20 protein-coding genes and 1 tRNA gene are annotated in these 17,133 nt (G+C 41.1%); 4 read left to right on the forward strand and 17 right to left on the reverse strand.

Going from position 1 to position 17,133, the window contains the following annotated elements; translation table 11 throughout:
• Window positions 1-231 precede the first annotated feature (231 nt).
• The 4 genes from KSX81_RS08120 to metA are packed head-to-tail and all read right to left on the reverse strand — an operon-like array spanning window position 232 to window position 4,684.
• On the reverse strand, window positions 232-759 hold the full coding sequence (locus tag KSX81_RS08120) for a GNAT family N-acetyltransferase (RefSeq protein WP_175353473.1): 528 nt from the start codon (window positions 757-759) through the stop codon (window positions 232-234).
• A gap of 39 nt (window positions 760-798) precedes the next feature.
• Window positions 799-1,944, reverse strand: coding sequence for a zinc ribbon domain-containing protein (locus KSX81_RS08125; protein ID WP_004326444.1), 1,146 nt, complete (start codon window positions 1,942-1,944; stop codon window positions 799-801).
• On the reverse strand, window positions 1,941-3,770 hold the full coding sequence (locus KSX81_RS08130; RefSeq protein ID WP_115485261.1) for a peptidase U32 family protein: 1,830 nt from the start codon (window positions 3,768-3,770) through the stop codon (window positions 1,941-1,943). The genes KSX81_RS08125 and KSX81_RS08130 overlap by 4 nt, the downstream gene beginning before the upstream one ends.
• Window positions 3,767-4,684 (reverse strand): homoserine O-succinyltransferase, encoded by a 918-nt coding sequence (metA, locus tag KSX81_RS08135; RefSeq protein WP_004299113.1) that lies wholly within the window; start codon window positions 4,682-4,684, stop codon window positions 3,767-3,769. The genes KSX81_RS08130 and metA overlap by 4 nt, the downstream gene beginning before the upstream one ends.
• 180 nt (window positions 4,685-4,864) lie before the next feature.
• Between metA and KSX81_RS08140 the strand changes: the two genes are divergently transcribed.
• A complete protein-coding gene (locus KSX81_RS08140; RefSeq protein ID WP_002559159.1) occupies window positions 4,865-5,035 on the forward strand; it encodes a DUF362 domain-containing protein in 171 nt (56 codons plus the stop codon).
• Between the two features lie 224 nt (window positions 5,036-5,259).
• Here the strand turns inward: KSX81_RS08140 and KSX81_RS08145 are convergent, their stop codons facing one another.
• The 4 genes from KSX81_RS08145 to KSX81_RS08160 all read right to left on the reverse strand — a co-directional run bounded on the left by KSX81_RS08145 (window position 5,260) and on the right by KSX81_RS08160 (window position 10,120).
• Window positions 5,260-6,453, reverse strand: coding sequence for a pyridoxal phosphate-dependent aminotransferase (locus KSX81_RS08145; protein ID WP_004323563.1), 1,194 nt, complete (start codon window positions 6,451-6,453; stop codon window positions 5,260-5,262).
• A gap of 82 nt (window positions 6,454-6,535) precedes the next feature.
• Window positions 6,536-7,753 (reverse strand): bifunctional 3,4-dihydroxy-2-butanone-4-phosphate synthase/GTP cyclohydrolase II, encoded by a 1,218-nt coding sequence (locus tag KSX81_RS08150; protein WP_004299085.1) that lies wholly within the window; start codon window positions 7,751-7,753, stop codon window positions 6,536-6,538.
• A gap of 5 nt (window positions 7,754-7,758) precedes the next feature.
• Window positions 7,759-9,657, reverse strand: a complete 1,899-nt coding sequence (locus tag KSX81_RS08155) for an LptF/LptG family permease (protein ID WP_004299083.1) — start codon at window positions 9,655-9,657, stop codon at window positions 7,759-7,761.
• 76 nt (window positions 9,658-9,733) lie between these two features.
• The gene (locus KSX81_RS08160) at window positions 9,734-10,120 is read right to left on the reverse strand and encodes an START-like domain-containing protein (protein ID WP_004299081.1); all 387 of its coding nucleotides are present in this window, start codon (window positions 10,118-10,120) and stop codon (window positions 9,734-9,736) included.
• Window positions 10,121-10,343: 223 nt separating this feature from the next.
• Between KSX81_RS08160 and KSX81_RS08165 the strand changes: the two genes are divergently transcribed.
• Window positions 10,344-10,420: transfer RNA gene (locus tag KSX81_RS08165), tRNA-Met, on the forward strand.
• A gap of 233 nt (window positions 10,421-10,653) precedes the next feature.
• Here KSX81_RS08165 and KSX81_RS08170 read toward each other — a convergent pair.
• From KSX81_RS08170 to KSX81_RS08180, 3 genes are all read right to left on the reverse strand, one after another.
• The gene (locus tag KSX81_RS08170; protein WP_004299075.1) at window positions 10,654-11,163 is read right to left on the reverse strand and encodes a hypothetical protein; all 510 of its coding nucleotides are present in this window, start codon (window positions 11,161-11,163) and stop codon (window positions 10,654-10,656) included.
• A gap of 150 nt (window positions 11,164-11,313) precedes the next feature.
• Window positions 11,314-11,523 carry a hypothetical protein gene (locus KSX81_RS08175; RefSeq protein ID WP_004299070.1) on the reverse strand — a complete coding sequence of 70 codons (210 nt, stop codon included), beginning with the start codon at window positions 11,521-11,523 and terminating at the stop codon, window positions 11,314-11,316.
• 27 nt (window positions 11,524-11,550) lie between these two features.
• Window positions 11,551-11,883, reverse strand: a complete 333-nt coding sequence (locus KSX81_RS08180; protein WP_224440853.1) for a hypothetical protein — start codon at window positions 11,881-11,883, stop codon at window positions 11,551-11,553.
• A gap of 218 nt (window positions 11,884-12,101) precedes the next feature.
• On the opposite strand from KSX81_RS08180, the gene KSX81_RS08185 reads away from it, so the two are divergent.
• Window positions 12,102-12,353, forward strand: coding sequence for a helix-turn-helix domain-containing protein (locus tag KSX81_RS08185; RefSeq protein WP_004299064.1), 252 nt, complete (start codon window positions 12,102-12,104; stop codon window positions 12,351-12,353).
• Between the two features lie 14 nt (window positions 12,354-12,367).
• Entirely contained in the window at window positions 12,368-12,937 is a 570-nt protein-coding gene (locus KSX81_RS08190; protein WP_004299062.1) for a hypothetical protein, read from the forward strand.
• Window positions 12,938-13,119: 182 nt separating this feature from the next.
• Here the strand turns inward: KSX81_RS08190 and KSX81_RS08195 are convergent, their stop codons facing one another.
• The 6 genes from KSX81_RS08195 to KSX81_RS08220 all read right to left on the reverse strand — a co-directional run bounded on the left by KSX81_RS08195 (window position 13,120) and on the right by KSX81_RS08220 (window position 17,129).
• A complete protein-coding gene (locus KSX81_RS08195; protein ID WP_004299060.1) occupies window positions 13,120-13,389 on the reverse strand; it encodes a hypothetical protein in 270 nt (89 codons plus the stop codon).
• Window positions 13,390-13,660: 271 nt separating this feature from the next.
• On the reverse strand, window positions 13,661-14,470 hold the full coding sequence (locus KSX81_RS08200) for a phage antirepressor (protein ID WP_004299054.1): 810 nt from the start codon (window positions 14,468-14,470) through the stop codon (window positions 13,661-13,663).
• A 1-nt stretch (window position 14,471) separates the two neighbouring features.
• Entirely contained in the window at window positions 14,472-14,807 is a 336-nt protein-coding gene (locus KSX81_RS08205; RefSeq protein ID WP_004299051.1) for a hypothetical protein, read from the reverse strand.
• 55 nt (window positions 14,808-14,862) lie between these two features.
• Window positions 14,863-16,035 carry a hypothetical protein gene (locus KSX81_RS08210; protein ID WP_004299048.1) on the reverse strand — a complete coding sequence of 391 codons (1,173 nt, stop codon included), beginning with the start codon at window positions 16,033-16,035 and terminating at the stop codon, window positions 14,863-14,865.
• 21 nt (window positions 16,036-16,056) lie between these two features.
• The gene (locus tag KSX81_RS08215) at window positions 16,057-16,350 is read right to left on the reverse strand and encodes a helix-turn-helix domain-containing protein (protein WP_004299045.1); all 294 of its coding nucleotides are present in this window, start codon (window positions 16,348-16,350) and stop codon (window positions 16,057-16,059) included.
• A 236-nt stretch (window positions 16,351-16,586) separates the two neighbouring features.
• Window positions 16,587-17,129 carry a hypothetical protein gene (locus KSX81_RS08220; protein WP_004299044.1) on the reverse strand — a complete coding sequence of 181 codons (543 nt, stop codon included), beginning with the start codon at window positions 17,127-17,129 and terminating at the stop codon, window positions 16,587-16,589.
• Between the last annotated feature and the right edge of the window lie 4 nt (window positions 17,130-17,133).

Below are 17,133 nucleotides of genomic sequence, written 5' to 3' on the forward strand. Positions count from 1 at the left end.
CTTAACTCTCCACGGCCGTGGTAGCATCTCTTCACGGCCATGGGAGGATCTCGTCACAACTGTGGGAAGAAGTTACCACGGCCGTGGGAAGGTAAAGATAGCGGTACCCTCACACAACTATACCGGCACCTTACCGGAACTTTATCAATGCTTCGGCATTAGTTTACCTACTGCTTGCTATCAGTTTGCTTATACCTAAGACTGCTTCGTTCATAATCCAACGTGCCTGACCTATACTTCAGTACGATCAGATTCCTCCACCCCACCATGCAAACGCTCCATCTGATAAGCGATACGCTCCGTCCCATTCTTTACATAAATGATACCGCAACGTTGAAAGCCATACTTCGTCAGTATATGTTGCATGACCTTATTATCCCGGTGAGTATCTACCCGGACATTAGGCCAACGTTCGAAACACCAGTCCAGACAAGCTTCCGACATCCCTTTCTGCTTTCCGTTCGTTGCCAACCGGTGAATCACTCCATAAGGTTCGTCATTGAGCCATGCACCTTCATAAATCTGTTGATAAGTAGGATCTTCTCCCAAGATGAAACAAAAAGTTCCCAGAATTTCTCCTTGTTCATCTATGCAGGCAAAGCTATGACTCTCTTCAATTTCCCGACGAATCAATGCTTCCGACGGATAGCCGTCAATCCATTGGGTCGTGTTCCCGGTTGCACGCATAAAGGCACGGGCATAGTCATAAATCTCCATCACTAAAGGGAGATCTTTTATTTCGGTAGGTCTGATTTCCATCATTTGAAAAGTTATTCAGAAATAAAACAGATAATAAAATTACTCGTTAATCGCTCCACAATGGGGGCATATACCTTTCTCTTTTAGTTTCTCCCCGCAATGTCCGCAACGATACTTATACCCAATGTTTCGATAGACCTTCTTCGCAAAAACCAAAATAAAAAAGGCCAGGAATAGATAACCGATATAGATATGTGTCATCAGGATAAAGAAGAAATAACAGAAAATACAGCAGGACATCAGTCCCAGCAGATAAAAGATAGCCGCAGCGGGAGTCAATTGTCGGAACAAATCATCCAACACCGCCAAAGCTACTATCAGAAACAACCAAATACTCAACAGAAAAACAGAGAGAATGAAAGGAACTTTGAACGGTGACAAAGTTGGATTGAAATAAAAATGTTCCCACGTTTCCGGCACAAAGACCTGCATTGATTCGTAAATCGTTGCACTGAAAGCCATCAATAAACAAAGAAACAGGGGATAAACACTGTCAATATCATTAAAATAAACCATCTGCAACTGCTTCCGACGGAAAGCGCGAAACAAATAAGCTCCTACGAACAAAGCGAAAATAACCACAAAATAAGAGGCATGCGTATCACTGAAAAGATGAATAGCCTGCGAAATACTATCAGTCGGTGCAAATGACTTCTTGAGTTCTTTCTCACGTATCCAACCCTGTTCATCTTGTGTATGTGCCAGTTTCACCCAAATGCTGTCTACACTATCGGCAGGATGAACCGCAAACTCTGCAACCACTACCCTATCCCCCCTATTCAACTGAATAAAAGTATCTTTTATCGGGAGACATTCCAAAGAGATGGAATCATCGACTACTTCCAAGTTTGTATTCCATGTATAATGGCGTTCATACAGGTAAGTCAGCGAATCTTTTGTTTTCTTCGACAGCTCCTCCGAATCCAAAGCAGGCGTTTTATAATAACAAGACGAAAGCAAAAACAGACACAATAGCAAGCCCATGACAGACTTCACCATAGAGAATGCAGAGAACACAAAGTTACTATAAGACACGGACGACATAGAAGACACAGAGAACATGAAGAAGAATTTTCCATCTCTCTTCCACAAACCGTTCAAACGAGCGGTTCCGGAAGGATGAGTTGAAACATTGTCTCCTCTACGTCCTCTGTGACGAATGATTCCGTGATTAATTACCCTCATTGTGCCGCCTTTACTTTCATTTGACAATTCTTACAATCAAATTCCAGACGAAAACGTTTGCCGTCATTCGACACCAAATAATAGGGTTCTTTATAAGGCGAACGGACCCGTTGATGGATAGGACACCAGCCCATACTGTAGCGCAAACAATGTTTGCAGAACATCAGTACCGCATCTTCCACTGCTTCTTTTTCGTATGCTGCCGCTACCTGTTGTACCCCATGCTCCTGATAGAAAGAAGCTGCACGGGTGTTCATTACATTCCCCAGATAGGTTAATGTAGTTTGCGGGAAAGCATGACTCGTTGGCTTCCATACTGCCAATTCCTGACGATAATTGATTCGACGGGCAGTTATCAATTGGTCGATTGCCTGTCTGCGGAAATCGGCTAACACCGAAGCTGGCAAAAACCAATTTCCGGTAAAGGATATTTCTATTTCTTTTGCTTCAAAAGGTGTATTCCCCAGTTTGGACAGTTGCGTTTTCAGATTGTCCGTCTGTGGAGTGCGGGCAAGTTCTTTCTCACGAGGGAGGGTGATTGTGACGCTATTATCATCTTCATCAGTCAATGTCAGGGAGAAACCAAAATTATTGTCGGCAAGCAAGATTTTCACTGCGATTTTCCTTTCGGCAGATTTGCGGGAAAGGATTCGTTCAAATTCCTGGTCGAAATTACGATAGAGTGTAGTACGCGGCTTAATACGGGGCATTTCCTGCGGATAGAGTTTGTTACTGTCCACCCGGTTGATACGGAAACCCTGCAAACGTCCCTGTTCGTCGATATAGCAAACACCGTCTCCATTGTTAAAGGATTTAAGTCCGGCAACTGTCAGATAGTTGCCCCGGGCCTCTTTCATGGTTCCCATCTCTTCACCCAGCGACTTAGGAGTATCGAAAGAGAAAATCTCTTTATCACGTCCATTCAGGAAATAATGCGTGAATCCACGACTGAAACTCTTATCGAGTTGTGGTTTAAATTCGAAACTACACGTACCCGAAGAAGCACGTACATATTCCGGACGACGGGCAAAGATTGCATCCAGTTTCTGGCGATAAGCAGCCGTCACATTCTTCACATAAGATACGTCTTTCAGTCGTCCCTCTATTTTAAATGAAGAAGCTCCGGCATCCAGTAGTTGCTCCAATTCGTCGTTTTGATTCATATCTTTCAGGGAAAGCAGATGTTTGTCTTTGACAATCACTTTCCCGTCTGCATCTACCAGACTAAAAGGTAGACGGCAGAATTGTGCACACTCTCCACGATTGGCACTACGACCGAAACAGGCTTGACTAACATAGCATTGCCCGCTATAACTGACACAAAGAGCACCATGTACAAATACTTCCAAAGGTACTTCCGGACAGCTTTCATAAATCTTCTTTATTTCACGCAACGATAACTCCCGCGCCAACACCACTTGACGGAAACCTGCTTCCCAAAGGAACTTCACTTTTTCCGGCGTACGATTGTCCATCTGCGTACTGGCATGAAGTGGTATCGGAGGAAGATTCAGTTTCGTGATTCCCATATCCTGTACAATCAGTGCATCGACACCAATCCGATAAAGTGCATGAATCATCTCCTCCGTCTCTTTCAACTCTTCTTCTTTCAGAATCGTATTGACCGTGACATAAATACGTGCATTATACAAATGAGCATGCTGCACCAATGCTTCAATATCTTCCAATGAGTTCACAGCTGCCGCACGGGCACCGAATTTCGGAGCACCGATATATACAGCATCTGCACCATGGTTGATAGCTTCAATACCACATTCCAGGTTTTTCGCCGGAGCGAGAAGTTCTATTTTACGCTGCTTTATCATTTAATATCATTGATGTTGTAAGGTGTTTCCTGATAAACAAAGTAGTTCAACCAGTTGGAGAACAACAAATTGGCATGAGCACGCCAACGTACCAACGGGCCTTTTTCAGGATCATCGTCTATATAATAATTGCGGGGAATCTCTATTGGCAGGCCTTTATCCAAGTCACGGCGGTATTCCGTATCCAGTGTCAGCGGAGAATATTCAGAGTGCCCCGTGACAAAGAACTCACGTCCGCCCCGTGCCATCGCCATATAGACACCGGCCTCTTTCGATTCGGAAAGCAACGTCAGTTCCGGAACTTTCAAAATATCTTCCCTGCGCACTTCCGTATGACGGCTATGCGGCACATAGAAACAATCGTCAAAACCACGGAAGATGGAATGGAAAGGTTCCAGTACACGATGCTCAAAGATGCCGAACATTTTCTCTTCCAACGGATATTTAGGAATTCCATAATGATGATACAATCCGGCCTGCGCTGCCCAACATATATATAAGGTAGAAGTGACATGCGTACGTGCCCAATCAAAGATTTCCGTAATCTCATCCCAATAGGTCACTTCTTCGAAGTCCATCTGTTCTACAGGAGCTCCGGTGATAATCATACCATCATACTTCTCATGACGCATCTGATCGAAATCCGTATAGAACGTTTTCATGTGTTCTATCGGTGTATTCTTCGACGTGTGGCTCTTGATCTTCATAAACGAAATCTCCACCTGAAGAGGTGTATTCGAAAGTAAGCGCACCAAGTCTGTTTCCGTTGTAATCTTCAACGGCATCAGGTTCAGAATCACAATCCGTAGCGGACGAATATCTTGCTGCGTAGCGCGGGAAGTGTCGATCACAAAAATATTTTCTTCCTTCAAAAGCTCTATCGCAGGTAGTTTATCGGGTAAATTTAAAGGCATAATCGCTATATATTAGTAATTTGAGTGCAAAAATACGAAAAATATAGCAGATTATAGGGAGGTTGCTTATTTAGAAGACGTACAAATTAAGTCAATTTAATCATCGAAGCATAACAACTAATCAATAAAAGCCTTATTTTTGCCGAAGAAATTAGTACTAATAATTTAAATCTTAGAAAAATGGCTTACGTAATTAGTGACGATTGTATTGCTTGCGGAACTTGCATTGACGAGTGTCCGGTAGAAGCTATCTCTGAAGGTGATATCTATTCTATCAACCCAGATGTATGTACTGACTGTGGTACTTGCGCAGACGTTTGTCCGTCTGAAGCAATTCACCCGGCTGAATAATACAAGCTACAAAAAATGTACAGGCTGCTTTCTACGGAAGGCAGCTTTTTTTATTTCTTGTCTTCACCACAGATTACACAGATGGACACAGGTTATTTATATTCAACTAAATTGTAATTCCCTCACTACAACATATTGCAGCAAGGGAATTACAATTTAAACATATATTGAACAATAAAAAAATCTTTTAATCTGTGTTCATCCGTGTAATCTGTGGTGAACTCTTATTTCAATTTAGCTAATGCTTCCTTGATACGACGGATAGCCTCTACGATATTTTCATCGCTTGTAGCATAACTCATGCGGATACATTCAGGAGCACCAAAAGAGGTACCACCTACACAAGCCACGTGAGCTTCTTCAAGTAAGTACATTGCCAAATCATCCGAATCTGCAATCTTACGTTCGCCGTTGCTCTTTCCAAAGAAAGTATCGCATTTCGGGAACAAGTAGAAAGCACCTTGCGGAACGTTTACTTCAAATCCCGGAACTTCTTTAGCCAACTTCACAATCAGGTCACGACGACGTTCGAATGCTTTCTGCATCTCTTTTACCGGTTCTTGTGTTCCTGTATATGCAGCTTCAGCAGCTTTTTGAGAAACAGAGCAAGGACCTGAAGTGTACTGACCTTGCAACTTGTTGCAAGCTTTTACAATCCATTCCGGACCGGCAATAAAACCGATTCTCCATCCTGTCATAGCATACGCTTTGGATACACCGTTTACAATCACTGTACGTTCCTTCATTTCAGGGAATTGAGCGATACTTTGATGTGCGCCGATATAATTGATATGTTCGTAAATCTCGTCAGCGATTACGATTACCTGCGGATGTTTAGCCAATACAGCAGACAGTCCGGCCAATTCTTCTTTTGTATATACAGAACCTGTCGGGTTGGACGGGGAACAAAGAATCAACGCTTTCGTTTTCGGAGTGATGGCTGCTTCCAGCTGTTCAGGAGTAATCTTGAAATCTTGTTCGATACCTGCCGAAACAATTACGGGAGTACCTTCTGCCATTTTCACCATTTCCGGGTAACTTACCCAGTAAGGAGCCGGCACGATGACTTCGTCACCCGGATTTACCAATACAAGGATGGTATTACAAACAGATTGTTTGGCACCATTGGCACACGAAATTTGAGCGGCTGTATATTCCAGACCGTTTTCTTTTTTCAGTTTCTCAACAATAGCATTGCGCAAAGCCGGATAACCCGGTACCGGAGAGTAACGAGAAAAGTTATCATCTATGGCTTTTTTCGCAGCTTCTTTGATGTGGTCAGGAGTATTAAAATCCGGTTCTCCTACACTTAAGTTAATAACATCAACACCCTGTGCCTTGAGTTCGTTGCTCTTTTGCGACATGGCAAGCGTCGCCGATGGCGACAAGCTGTTCAAACGATCTGATAATTGATTCATTTTGTATCTATTTTATTGTTGTTGAGTGAAAATCGTTGCAAAATAAGCGATAATATTTGATATATGAAAACAAATTAGCAATTTACTTATTAAAATGTAAAGTATGCCCCATTCTTTCTTTCTTTGTTCTCAAGTATCGTTCATTATACGGATTAGGAACTGTTTCAACAGGTACATTTTCTACTATCTCCAATCCGTATGCTTCCAAACCAACACGTTTCACCGGATTATTTGTCAAAAGTCTCATTTTGTGTACTCCCAGTTCACGAAGGATTTGTGCGCCTACTCCATAATCACGTTCGTCAGCAAGATGTCCTAAGCAAATATTCGCATCAACGGTATCCATACCGTCTTCCTGGAGCTTGTATGCTTTCATTTTTTCCATCAGACCGATGCCGCGTCCTTCCTGATTGAGATAAACCACTACACCTTTTCCTTCTTTTTCGATCATTTCCATCGCTTTATGCAACTGTTCGCCACAGTCACAACGCTGCGAACCAAGGATATCTCCTGTAGCACAAGATGAGTGAACACGTACCAGGATAGGTTCGTCTTCACTCCACGTACCTTTAAATATAGCCATGTGCTCCAATCCGTTTGATTTCTGGCGGAAAGGAATCAGACGGAACATCCCGTGTTCAGTAGGCATATTTACTTCCACTCCTTTTTCCACAATGGATTCCTGTTTCAAACGATAGACAATCAGGTCATGGATAGAGATCAGTTTCAGTCCATGTTCATCTGCCATCTGACGGAGTTCGGGCAAACGTGCCATTGTTCCATCTTCACTCATGATTTCCATCAAGGCACCTGCAGGGTAAAGTCCTGCCAGACGAGCCATGTCAATCGTAGCTTCCGTATGTCCGGCACGACGAAGCACTCCTTTTTCTTGTGCATATAACGGATTGATGTGTCCGGGACGACCGAAGGTTGCCGGTGTAGAAGTAGGATCGGCCAACGCCTGAATAGTAGCGGCACGGTCGGAAGCAGAAACACCTGTTGTACAGCCTTCCAGTTTGTCAATGGTAACCGTAAAAGGAGTTCCCAACACGGAAGTATTGTCACTTACCTGATGCGGCAAATCCAACTCCTTGCAACGAGACACTGTGACAGGTGCACAAAGCACCCCACGCGCATGCTTCAACATGAAATTCACTTTCTCGGGAGTTATCTTTTCAGCGGCAATAATCAAGTCGCCTTCATTTTCGCGGTCCTCATCATCCACTACTATGACAAACTTGCCTTCTTTGAAGTCGGCAATCGCATCCTCTATTCTATCCATTTTAATAGTCTCTTTCATAACACTTATTTATTGATTTTCTGTATGATGAATTGAATTTGTTCATTGTTCTTTATAATCCGTTCCATATCCTTAGCCAGACGAACGCGGAACGCCCAGATGCGGAAATAGAAAAATAAACCGATAGGGAAAATGACTCCGGCTACCAAATTCAACCAATATATATGGAACGGGCGCACATGGGCAGAAACGGAAATAACCGGATAATTGTTTAATGCACCGATCAAAGTGGCAGATTTCGTATTGGACATTTCTTCAACCAACGCTTCCAGCTTCTCATTGATAGCCATTACTTCGTTGTCATCTTCGCTTGACATCCACAATTTAAAGTAATTGGGTGCTTTTTCCAATCGTTTCTTGGCAGCATACGCTCTGCACTCTGCTGTGAGTTGTTCCAAATCACCAGTCAGACGTGGATAATCAGGATCATGGATAATCACTTCTTTCTTAAATATATGGCGTACACTACGGATTCCCATAATCTTCTTGAACCAGTTGATATAGGCATCTGCATTAAGCACAACAGAATCCTTATTCGATTTATAGGTAAGGAAAACTCCTAATGGGGCAAGGACCGCACTACTTGTCCACATTCCCATCCATACTATCCACTTACCGTCACGGGCCATTTTATATCCTGTATTATCAATGATATAGTAAATAATAAATACCAACACGGATACAATTACCGGCATTCCCAACCCTCCTTTGCGGATGATTCCACCCAATGGAGCTCCGATAAAGAAGAACAGCAGACAAGAGAGTGAAATCGTTATCTTCTTATGCCATTCCGTCTTATGTTTGCGAATACTATAATCGTTGTTCTCCATCGTGAATTTCTTGAACCCAAGATCGTTGGCCACATTCTCCGCCCGACTGACAGCAGAAGAAAGCACCTTCTGTTTCTGCGTTAAAGAGGCTACTTCGTAAAGGCTGTCCACATTATATTCATGGATATCCGCCTTTTCTATTTTGACCGTATCTTCTTTTGTCAATCCATAAGAAGGACGGAAATTTCCTTCTGCCACTTCCCTGTAATACTGTCGTCCGATACTATCTCCCACTACCGTCATTGAGTCGATAGAGCTTTGCAACTGCGCCATATCCTTAGCACTGGACTGCTTACCCATAATCTCACCGTCAACCATATTGAAATCGGAATTAAACTCAATAATGGAATGTTTTTCCCTGAATTCCTCGCGTCGATAAGGTACATTCTCCGATTTCATACTTTGAGCTTTCAGATTCTCAAATAAATCTCCGCTATACAAATGCAGCCAAAGATGCTGTTTATCCGCGGTCATCTCCAAACGCCCGGAATCAGCATATATAATACGTGCTTTCTCAAAGCCATCTTTCATACTATAAATCAGCACATCATATAGCATACCGGTCTTCCGGTTCTTCTTAGCTACCTTTAAATTATAGTCCTTGATTTCAGAATAGAAAACTCCTTCCGGAATGTCCAACTCCGGAGATTTCTGTTTCATCGAAAGAATCAGGGTTCCCAGCTTAGCCTGGGCGATAGGACCAACAACATTTTGGAAATAGAATGAGACACCGACAAGTCCGCAAACAAAGAAAGCGAGCGGACGCATGATTTTAAGTAGAGAAATACCCGCAGCTTTCATTGCAAGTAATTCATAACGCTCGCCAAAGTTACCGAAAGTAATCAAAGAAGCCAGTAACACTGCCAATGGCAACGATACTGGCACTAATGTTAATGCGGAATAAAAGAAGAATTGAGCCATAACGCTCATCTCCAACCCTTTTCCGACCAATTCGTCTACATATCTCCACAGGAACTGCATCATGAATATGAACAGACAGATGAAGAATGTACCAATAAAGAGCATCAAAAAACTCTTTACGATGAATATATCTAATTTCTTTATGCGTAGCATCTTAATAGGTTCGTGCAATTAGGATGCAAAATTAGCACAAAAAAAGGAGCATCGAAAATTTTTAGTTGAAAGTTAACTAAAAACCACAAGTTCTTCTTAATTTAGCTACTTGCGACTCCCACAATTCTTTCATATCATCTACTTCATCCGGCTCTGCGAAATCGGTAATTTCCAGCACATAGTCACTAGTCAGCTCATTATAAGTCATCTTGATTTCAAAATAATCGCGTTCGTTTTCATCATCCTGCCAACGGAAGCGGATAAAAGAGAAAGAGCGAATAGCAATAATCTCTGCTTTCCTCTGTTCTGTCTTCCCCCAATGAAACTCTACTATTTTATCGTCAGAAATAACTTTGTCTGCAAACCAGTCCTCCAACCCGGTCGGTGTACTAATAGCTCCCCAAAGAATATTTTTAGATGTTGCATTCAACAAATACTCCAAATGAATCTTTTCCTTTTTCATAGCAATTTCGAATTGTTTTTACGTGTGCCAAGATAAATACTTTTTTCTAAATACGCTGCATAAATCAGACACTTTATTAATTATTCTTTCATTATCGGGCATCAAACTCCCTATTTATAGGGAAAATCAAGGCCCGTATTAAAGAAAAAACACAAAAAAGTTATGAATTGTTTTGGAGATTATAAAAAATCATCTATCTTTGCACCCGCAATCGAGAAACGATGGCGGGATAGCTCAGCTGGTTAGAGCGCATGATTCATAATCATGAGGTCCCCGGTTCAATCCCGGGTCCCGCTACCAAAGATACCCGTTAAGCCTCTGATACAGAGGTTTTTTCATTTAAACAGGTAGCCAAAGGGTAGCCAAAAACAACATAACTACTACTTTTGGTATATAAGAATAACCGTTTGGGAGGCTTCCACTCTTGGGCGGTTTTTTATTTGTAGAACAACCAACAGACGCAAAAAAAGAGGCTCACCGATCCGGTTGCCTCTTACTAATTTATCCTTACTTTGATATACCACCTTATTATATTACCGAACAAATAACCGAACCTTTCCCGCTTCCTCTCTATCACCCGGCGTATTTCCGGTTCTTTCCTCACAGAACTTTCTAAACGCTTCGACATTCCCAGATGATAGAATAAACTCTGTCGCAAGTTCCTTCGCTGTCATTTCCTCGATTACTCGCCTACGTAAACGCCTCATCTCTGCATCTTGATTAACCACCCGATAAAACAAACCTTGCGCCTCTATAACGTTATTATATCCCTGTAATATTAGATTGTGTATTTCGTCGTATGGATTATCAAACCCCGCCAACATAATAGGGGTAATGTCACACGCCGCACTCATGCACTCTTTTTGGTGTGCTTTCCGGTTCTTCGTGAAACGTTCTAACCGCTCCTGTTGTAATTCGATTACACTCTCCTTAGTACAACCCATATAGCCGCCGTTTGCTTCGCCTAGATGAATTGTGTTTCTATCAAGTTGCATACCTTTCACTGGGCGACCGTCCGCGTCCAAAATTACTACTTCTTCCATGATTTTATATTTTGTTAGATGTGAATAAATCGAGTTTATAAGATGAGGCTACACACAACGTAAGCCCCGTTATATTCGGTGCGGCTGTCTCCGCTTCCGTGGCAAATAGCAGGACCGCGCCCGCTATTAGTCCGAGTAAATAAATCGCTTTCATATTGAGTAACTTAATAGTTCGGCTTGTATACTAATTAACTTCATTACATTGGGAGTAAGCAGACCGGAACGAATTACGCCGTTATCTTCCCGTAGGCACCCGAATAGATTCTTTATAATTCCCGCATTTGCTAGATTCGCCTCGCAACTAACTGTTATTCGCCACATACCCGAATCCTGTTTAATACTGATCTCTAGTTCTTTCATTTGAATATGTATTTAGTTCGTTAATAATCAATCACCGCAATAATTTCCCCATCCGCTAAAAGATGAATAATGCTCGCCGCGACCGTAACCGTATGCTAGACATTCAGCCTCGACCTTTGCGGCACGTTCTTCACGTTCACGCTTTGCAGCTTCTACTTCCATTGCGATACGGGCGGCTGTCTCTGATTCGATACGGGCGATACGGGCGGCTAGTTCCTGCGCTTCTTGTTTCTTCGCTTCGTGATAAGCGATTGTTTCGGCTCTACGGTCTGCTATTTCTTTGTTGAACTTCGCAACTTTCCAAGCCTTTTTCAATGCTTCCGAGAAGGTCGGATACTTTTCCGGTCTAAACTTTCTCATCGTGTGAGCTGATTTCATTATTTCGCTTAAATTGTAGACTTTCATGTTGTGTGATATTTAATGTTACTTTGATATTGCAAAAGTAACGTTTAATATCACATCTACAAAGTATAGGAAAGAAAACAATTGATATTTAACGTTACTTAATATAGATATTCGTGATAACATACGACACATTGTTGTATATTTGTGCCAGTAACATTTAATATCACATTAATATGAATCTAAGAGTTAAAGAAATTTGCAAGGAGAAAGGAATTACCATTCAAGAGCTTGCCGATAATATGGAAATGAAAAGGGAGAGTTTAAGCCGTGCTATTAATGGAAACCCCACTCTTGAAACCCTCGAAAAGATTGCCACCGCTTTAGGCGTGAACATTACAGAGTTATTCGACCAACCAAAGAACAACACAACCGGAATCACGTGCCCGCACTGCGGAAAGAATATCAATATCAAAATAGAACTATAATTTTTTATAATACCATGGATACTACACACACTCAATTCATAGCTAGTATAATCCTTCCTTTAATGTTGTTGATTTGTACGGCGGTCTATACAGTGATAAATTATAAAATGCTTAAAGAAAGCAAGGCTACACGATTGCAAAAAATAACTCCTAATATTGTGGCGTATTTGTCTACAACAGAAATTCACGGAAGCGGAACACTAATTCTTTATATTACTAATATAGGTGAAGGAGTGGCGAGAAACGTAAAGTGTGAAATATATAAAGATTTCGAATGGATTAAAGGTGATCCACTTTGTAATAGGGGAATTTTTAAGTCAGGAATAAATGTGTTTCCTCCACAATACAAATTGCAGTATTACATCTTAACTAGTTGCGGAAGTTTTGACTTTTCGCGTGAAGATGCCTATGTCGAATTTGATATAATCTGCGAGGATATATTAGGAACAGAAATACGCTCTAGGTTTAAACTTTCATTTAAGGAAATGGATGCTCAAAATTATTCAAGTCCTCCTAATGACTATAAAAACAGTGTTGTATATCACCTCAAAAATATAAATGAAACATTGAAGAAGAAGGGATAATTTGGGCTGTCTGATTGGCTGTCACATTGGCTATCTGATTGGCTATCTGATTGGCTGTAAATTTTACAGTAGTAGACGCTGCAACTATTACGGGCGTACTATCTACCGTAAAATTTACGGTAGTTGTTGCGGTAGTCAGTAGCGAAGTACGAAAAAATCGTAGTAAGCTACTTTGGTGCAAGCTATCCGGTCGCCCGTTGCTTGCTTAGTTGATTGATTTGCGTGTCTGTCTGTCTCTTATCCTGTCCCTCGACCTGTCCCGGAACGTTCCATCTTAAAGCGGAAACATGTTGATAAATAGCAGGATAAAACGGCTGCAACCTGTCCCGCTTGCTGTCCCTCGCTTTGTCCCGGTTTGCTTTGGATTTAATCAGGGCACGCCGGAAAATAACAAAACGTTTCGACCTGATACACTTTTCTTTGTCTCGCTTGTTTGGTTCGGTTCGCTTCATGTTGCTACGCAAATACAAGCCCGTAGCGGAATTATCTTTCTTTGTGTGATAACTCGATAGATGGCGAGGCGTTCGGTTGTCTCATGGCTTCGTATTCGGTGATGAACGATACAAAGCGGGTGCGGATGCTTCGAGTTATGGCAAGGGGGCATGATTTTTATTTTTTGACGCGACTCTGTGAAACCCACTTCACCCCATCTTTTTACACGCGGGATATTTTTTTCGGGTGGGGGTGACCGTTGGGGGTAGTGAAATTTATCATTACTCATCTTTAATTCAGTAGTTTAGATGTCGTTTCCTGATATAAATTAATAATAAAATATACGCCTTTTTCCGTCCAATACATGTGCTCTATCGTTTTAATTTCACCTGTTCTTGAATCGGTGCGGGCAAATGTTTGATAACCTTCTAATCCCTTTCCGCGAAGGTCGGAGTATAGAAAATACAAACCGCTTTGTTTATACTGTATTCCTGATTCACACAGGAATTTATTTAACCTTTGGGCACTTATTCCCAACTTTGCGGCTATCGTGTTGGTAGTAATCAGAGACGACGAAGATAACACAGTATCGAAATACTCCGCTTTTGGCTGCATCGCTTCGATAGCTTTTGCGTTAGCCTCTCTTTGTGCACGGAGCAAGGCGTTTTGTTCCTGCTCGCTCTTTAGGGTGGTGAGTAACTGTATCAGGGCGTCCGGATTCTGGAACATCTGCACAACAGTTTCGGGCGTCATATACGCGCCATGTTTGCGAATACTTGGCAATATCTCTTCACATACCCAATCTTGAAAGGCTTCCGCTTGCGGTAATTTGGATCGCATTATTAATCTAATAACATCGCCCTCATTGATAAATGACATTTCTACTACCTGATTCGTTACTACGCCGTGTTGATTGGTTGTGCGAGAGACCCCGTCGCGCTTTGTCACTCGCTTGCAATGCTTACTAATCGCATCCCTAGTATTTGCGTATCCCAATGCTCGCGCCACATCTACAGCCGCAAATAAAGGTTCTCCGCTTTCACTTGTTGCGGTTCTTACTTCTCCGAATCTCTCATTTTTGAAAATAGTGATCTCGTTCATCTTAATTTGATTTTAAATTGTGTTTACTGCTGTTTAAAGAATCGTGATTCATGGAGCGTTTCGGCTTCACATACTCGAAATGCCTTTCAGAGTCGGACAAATCACTAAACATCATTTCGATTTCTTCCGGCACTGGTTCAATCTCCGTATCATTGTCCGGATCGGCAACACGAAGAAAGCAGGATAAAATGTACTGCATGATTTCGTAATTGCTTTTAAACTTGAACTTTTTGCGGATTTCGTCGAGTCGTTCCCATTGCTTGGGGTCGATACGTACCGGAACTTTCTTTGTTTCTCCCATCGCTTTGCGCCGTTCGGCTTTCTTTATTGCATCCATAGTTTTAACGTGTTTTATTGAGTGAATATATCGTTTTGATTAATCTTTGGTTGTCTCATCCTGTATCGAATCCTTCCGGATCGGGCGGTTTTCCTCTACATTTTCCGGTGTTTGAATTGATGTCGTACTTTTTCGCATTGAATAACGGCGGGTTGTTGGCGTTTGGCGGTGGTTCGTTTTCCGGTGATGAAAATGCAACCAAAACGCCCTTTATCTTAATTCCGTTTTGGTTGCACTTTTCACTATTTGATGAGGCATACAAAAACGCCGTTTCGGTTGCACTTTTGGCATTTCGTTCCTGTTGGATATTGTTGCTTTCATTTACTTTATCATCGAAATTTTCCTTTGCAAAAACTCCGTTTTGGTTGCACTTTTCGTTATCCATGTCTCGCAGATACTTACATTCTATTGAAATGAGATTTTTTAAATTCTCTTTTATCTGTGTAGCTCCGATCCGTTCGGCTAATGCAATAAACTTCTTTTTCATCCTGCATCGTTTAACCTTGTCAAGTGCTTGCCAATCATCACCAAGAAATAACGCAAATAAATCTCGTTCTTTCTTGCTTAATCCTTCCAATGGTACAGCCTCAACAATTACAACATCTTCCAACGTATCGAGCAAAAGAGCCTCAAACCTTTCCCAAACATCGACACTAAGCAAGTATCCCAACATTGGCGTATAGATGTGCTTTTTCTTTAAATATGTATTTGTTGCGCTTATCTCAATACGTAGAATACTATCAAAGCCCGATACGCCGCACTGTTTTCCCTTATCGTATATTTTTAGCTTATACGAATCGGCTTCATAGATAAACCCTATCTTTCCTATCGGAGTAAATGTATAACCCTTGTACATTCTTATCGCTTTCAATATTCGTTGCGGATCATAGGGTAGTTTTAAATTTATGCCAAATTCGACGCTATAAAGCCGCGTAATATCGGAATTAATCCCGTAGACTTTTTGCAATTCAGTAAATACACGGCACAAGTCAGACAGCCGGAAAGAATCGGCATTATGCAAACCGCCGTTAGCGTACTTATGTAGGCTACCGTGTAAATTACATAATTTGCGGATTTCTCCCGTAGTTACGTCTACTCTGTCAGTGAAACCAAATATCAGCCCCTCAATGTTGATATAAACCGCTTTAGGGCTTATATCAACACCTAGTTTATTGGCTAATTGGTGCACATCAAGGGCTAGACTACTTGTTTTAAAGCCGTCGACCATTGAATAAAATACGTGTGGTTGTTATACTCTCGCCCGGTGATTCATTGTGTAGGTAGTCGCCTTCATCGCGATTTCTTCCGATGTAGACACGCGATTCTGTAAAAGCCACGCGGATAGCTCATCACGTTTGAAATAAATCATTTTCCCGTTTGGTTTATAGTGTATTACTTTCCCGCCAGACGTTAATTTATAAAGATGTGAACGCGTTACGCCCATAAATACGCATGCCTCATCAAAGGTTAATATTTCCTTTGTTCCTAATCCGGCTAATAAAATAGCCTGTTCTAATTTTGATAATCTTTCTTCTGTCGTCATGTCCTACTAATGTTTTATTTTGGTTCATTAATAGGCGTGCACGCCTTATATTTGGCTGTAATTACATGACAAAGATAGAGGAAGGAAAACAAATGAAATAATGTGTTAGATACTATTTTGTGTATTTCGTGTAAATCTTTACTATGATCCCAAATTTGAGACAATAACCATTAAAAACGTCTCAAATCTGGGATTCCCGTAAAGATTTGAGGGATTTTATTTTCGTAAGTTCCTTATTATAAAGATAATAAATTCGAGGCTATATCACTTAATTTATAGAAAGTAAGAGAATGACGATATAGGCGAACCGTTCCGCTTACATAAAGTTTTACCGTAAAATTGTATTTCTTGAATAAACCTAATTTCTCAAATCTAAGATAGGTCGGCTTTGATATATTAAGCATTTTCATTATTTCTTTTCCGTCTAACACAATATCGCTAATGTCTATTCTTTCATTTTCATCTCCTTCGCCCCAATGGTCAGTCTTAAATAATTCTATTCTTCTATTACTAAAATTCATATTAGTAAGGCGTTCCATATATATAATTATCTCCGGTTTTACTTTTTTGTCTAGTATATTTTTTTTATAACTATCGATCATACTTATAAGATGTAACCTATTCTTTATTCTATTCTTAGGCTTAATTTCCGGCTTTCTAAATTCTTCAATCATAGTTATAGCCTTTTGAAAGTCGCTTTTCTTAATCAGTCCGTTTATAGAGACAGTTTCATCTAACAGCTTCTTTATATCATCTATTTTAATATAGGAATCTAGCATAACA

The sequence above is a fragment of the Bacteroides sp. MSK.18.37 genome (genome assembly GCF_019129155.2).
Classification (GTDB): domain Bacteria; phylum Bacteroidota; class Bacteroidia; order Bacteroidales; family Bacteroidaceae; genus Bacteroides; species Bacteroides ovatus.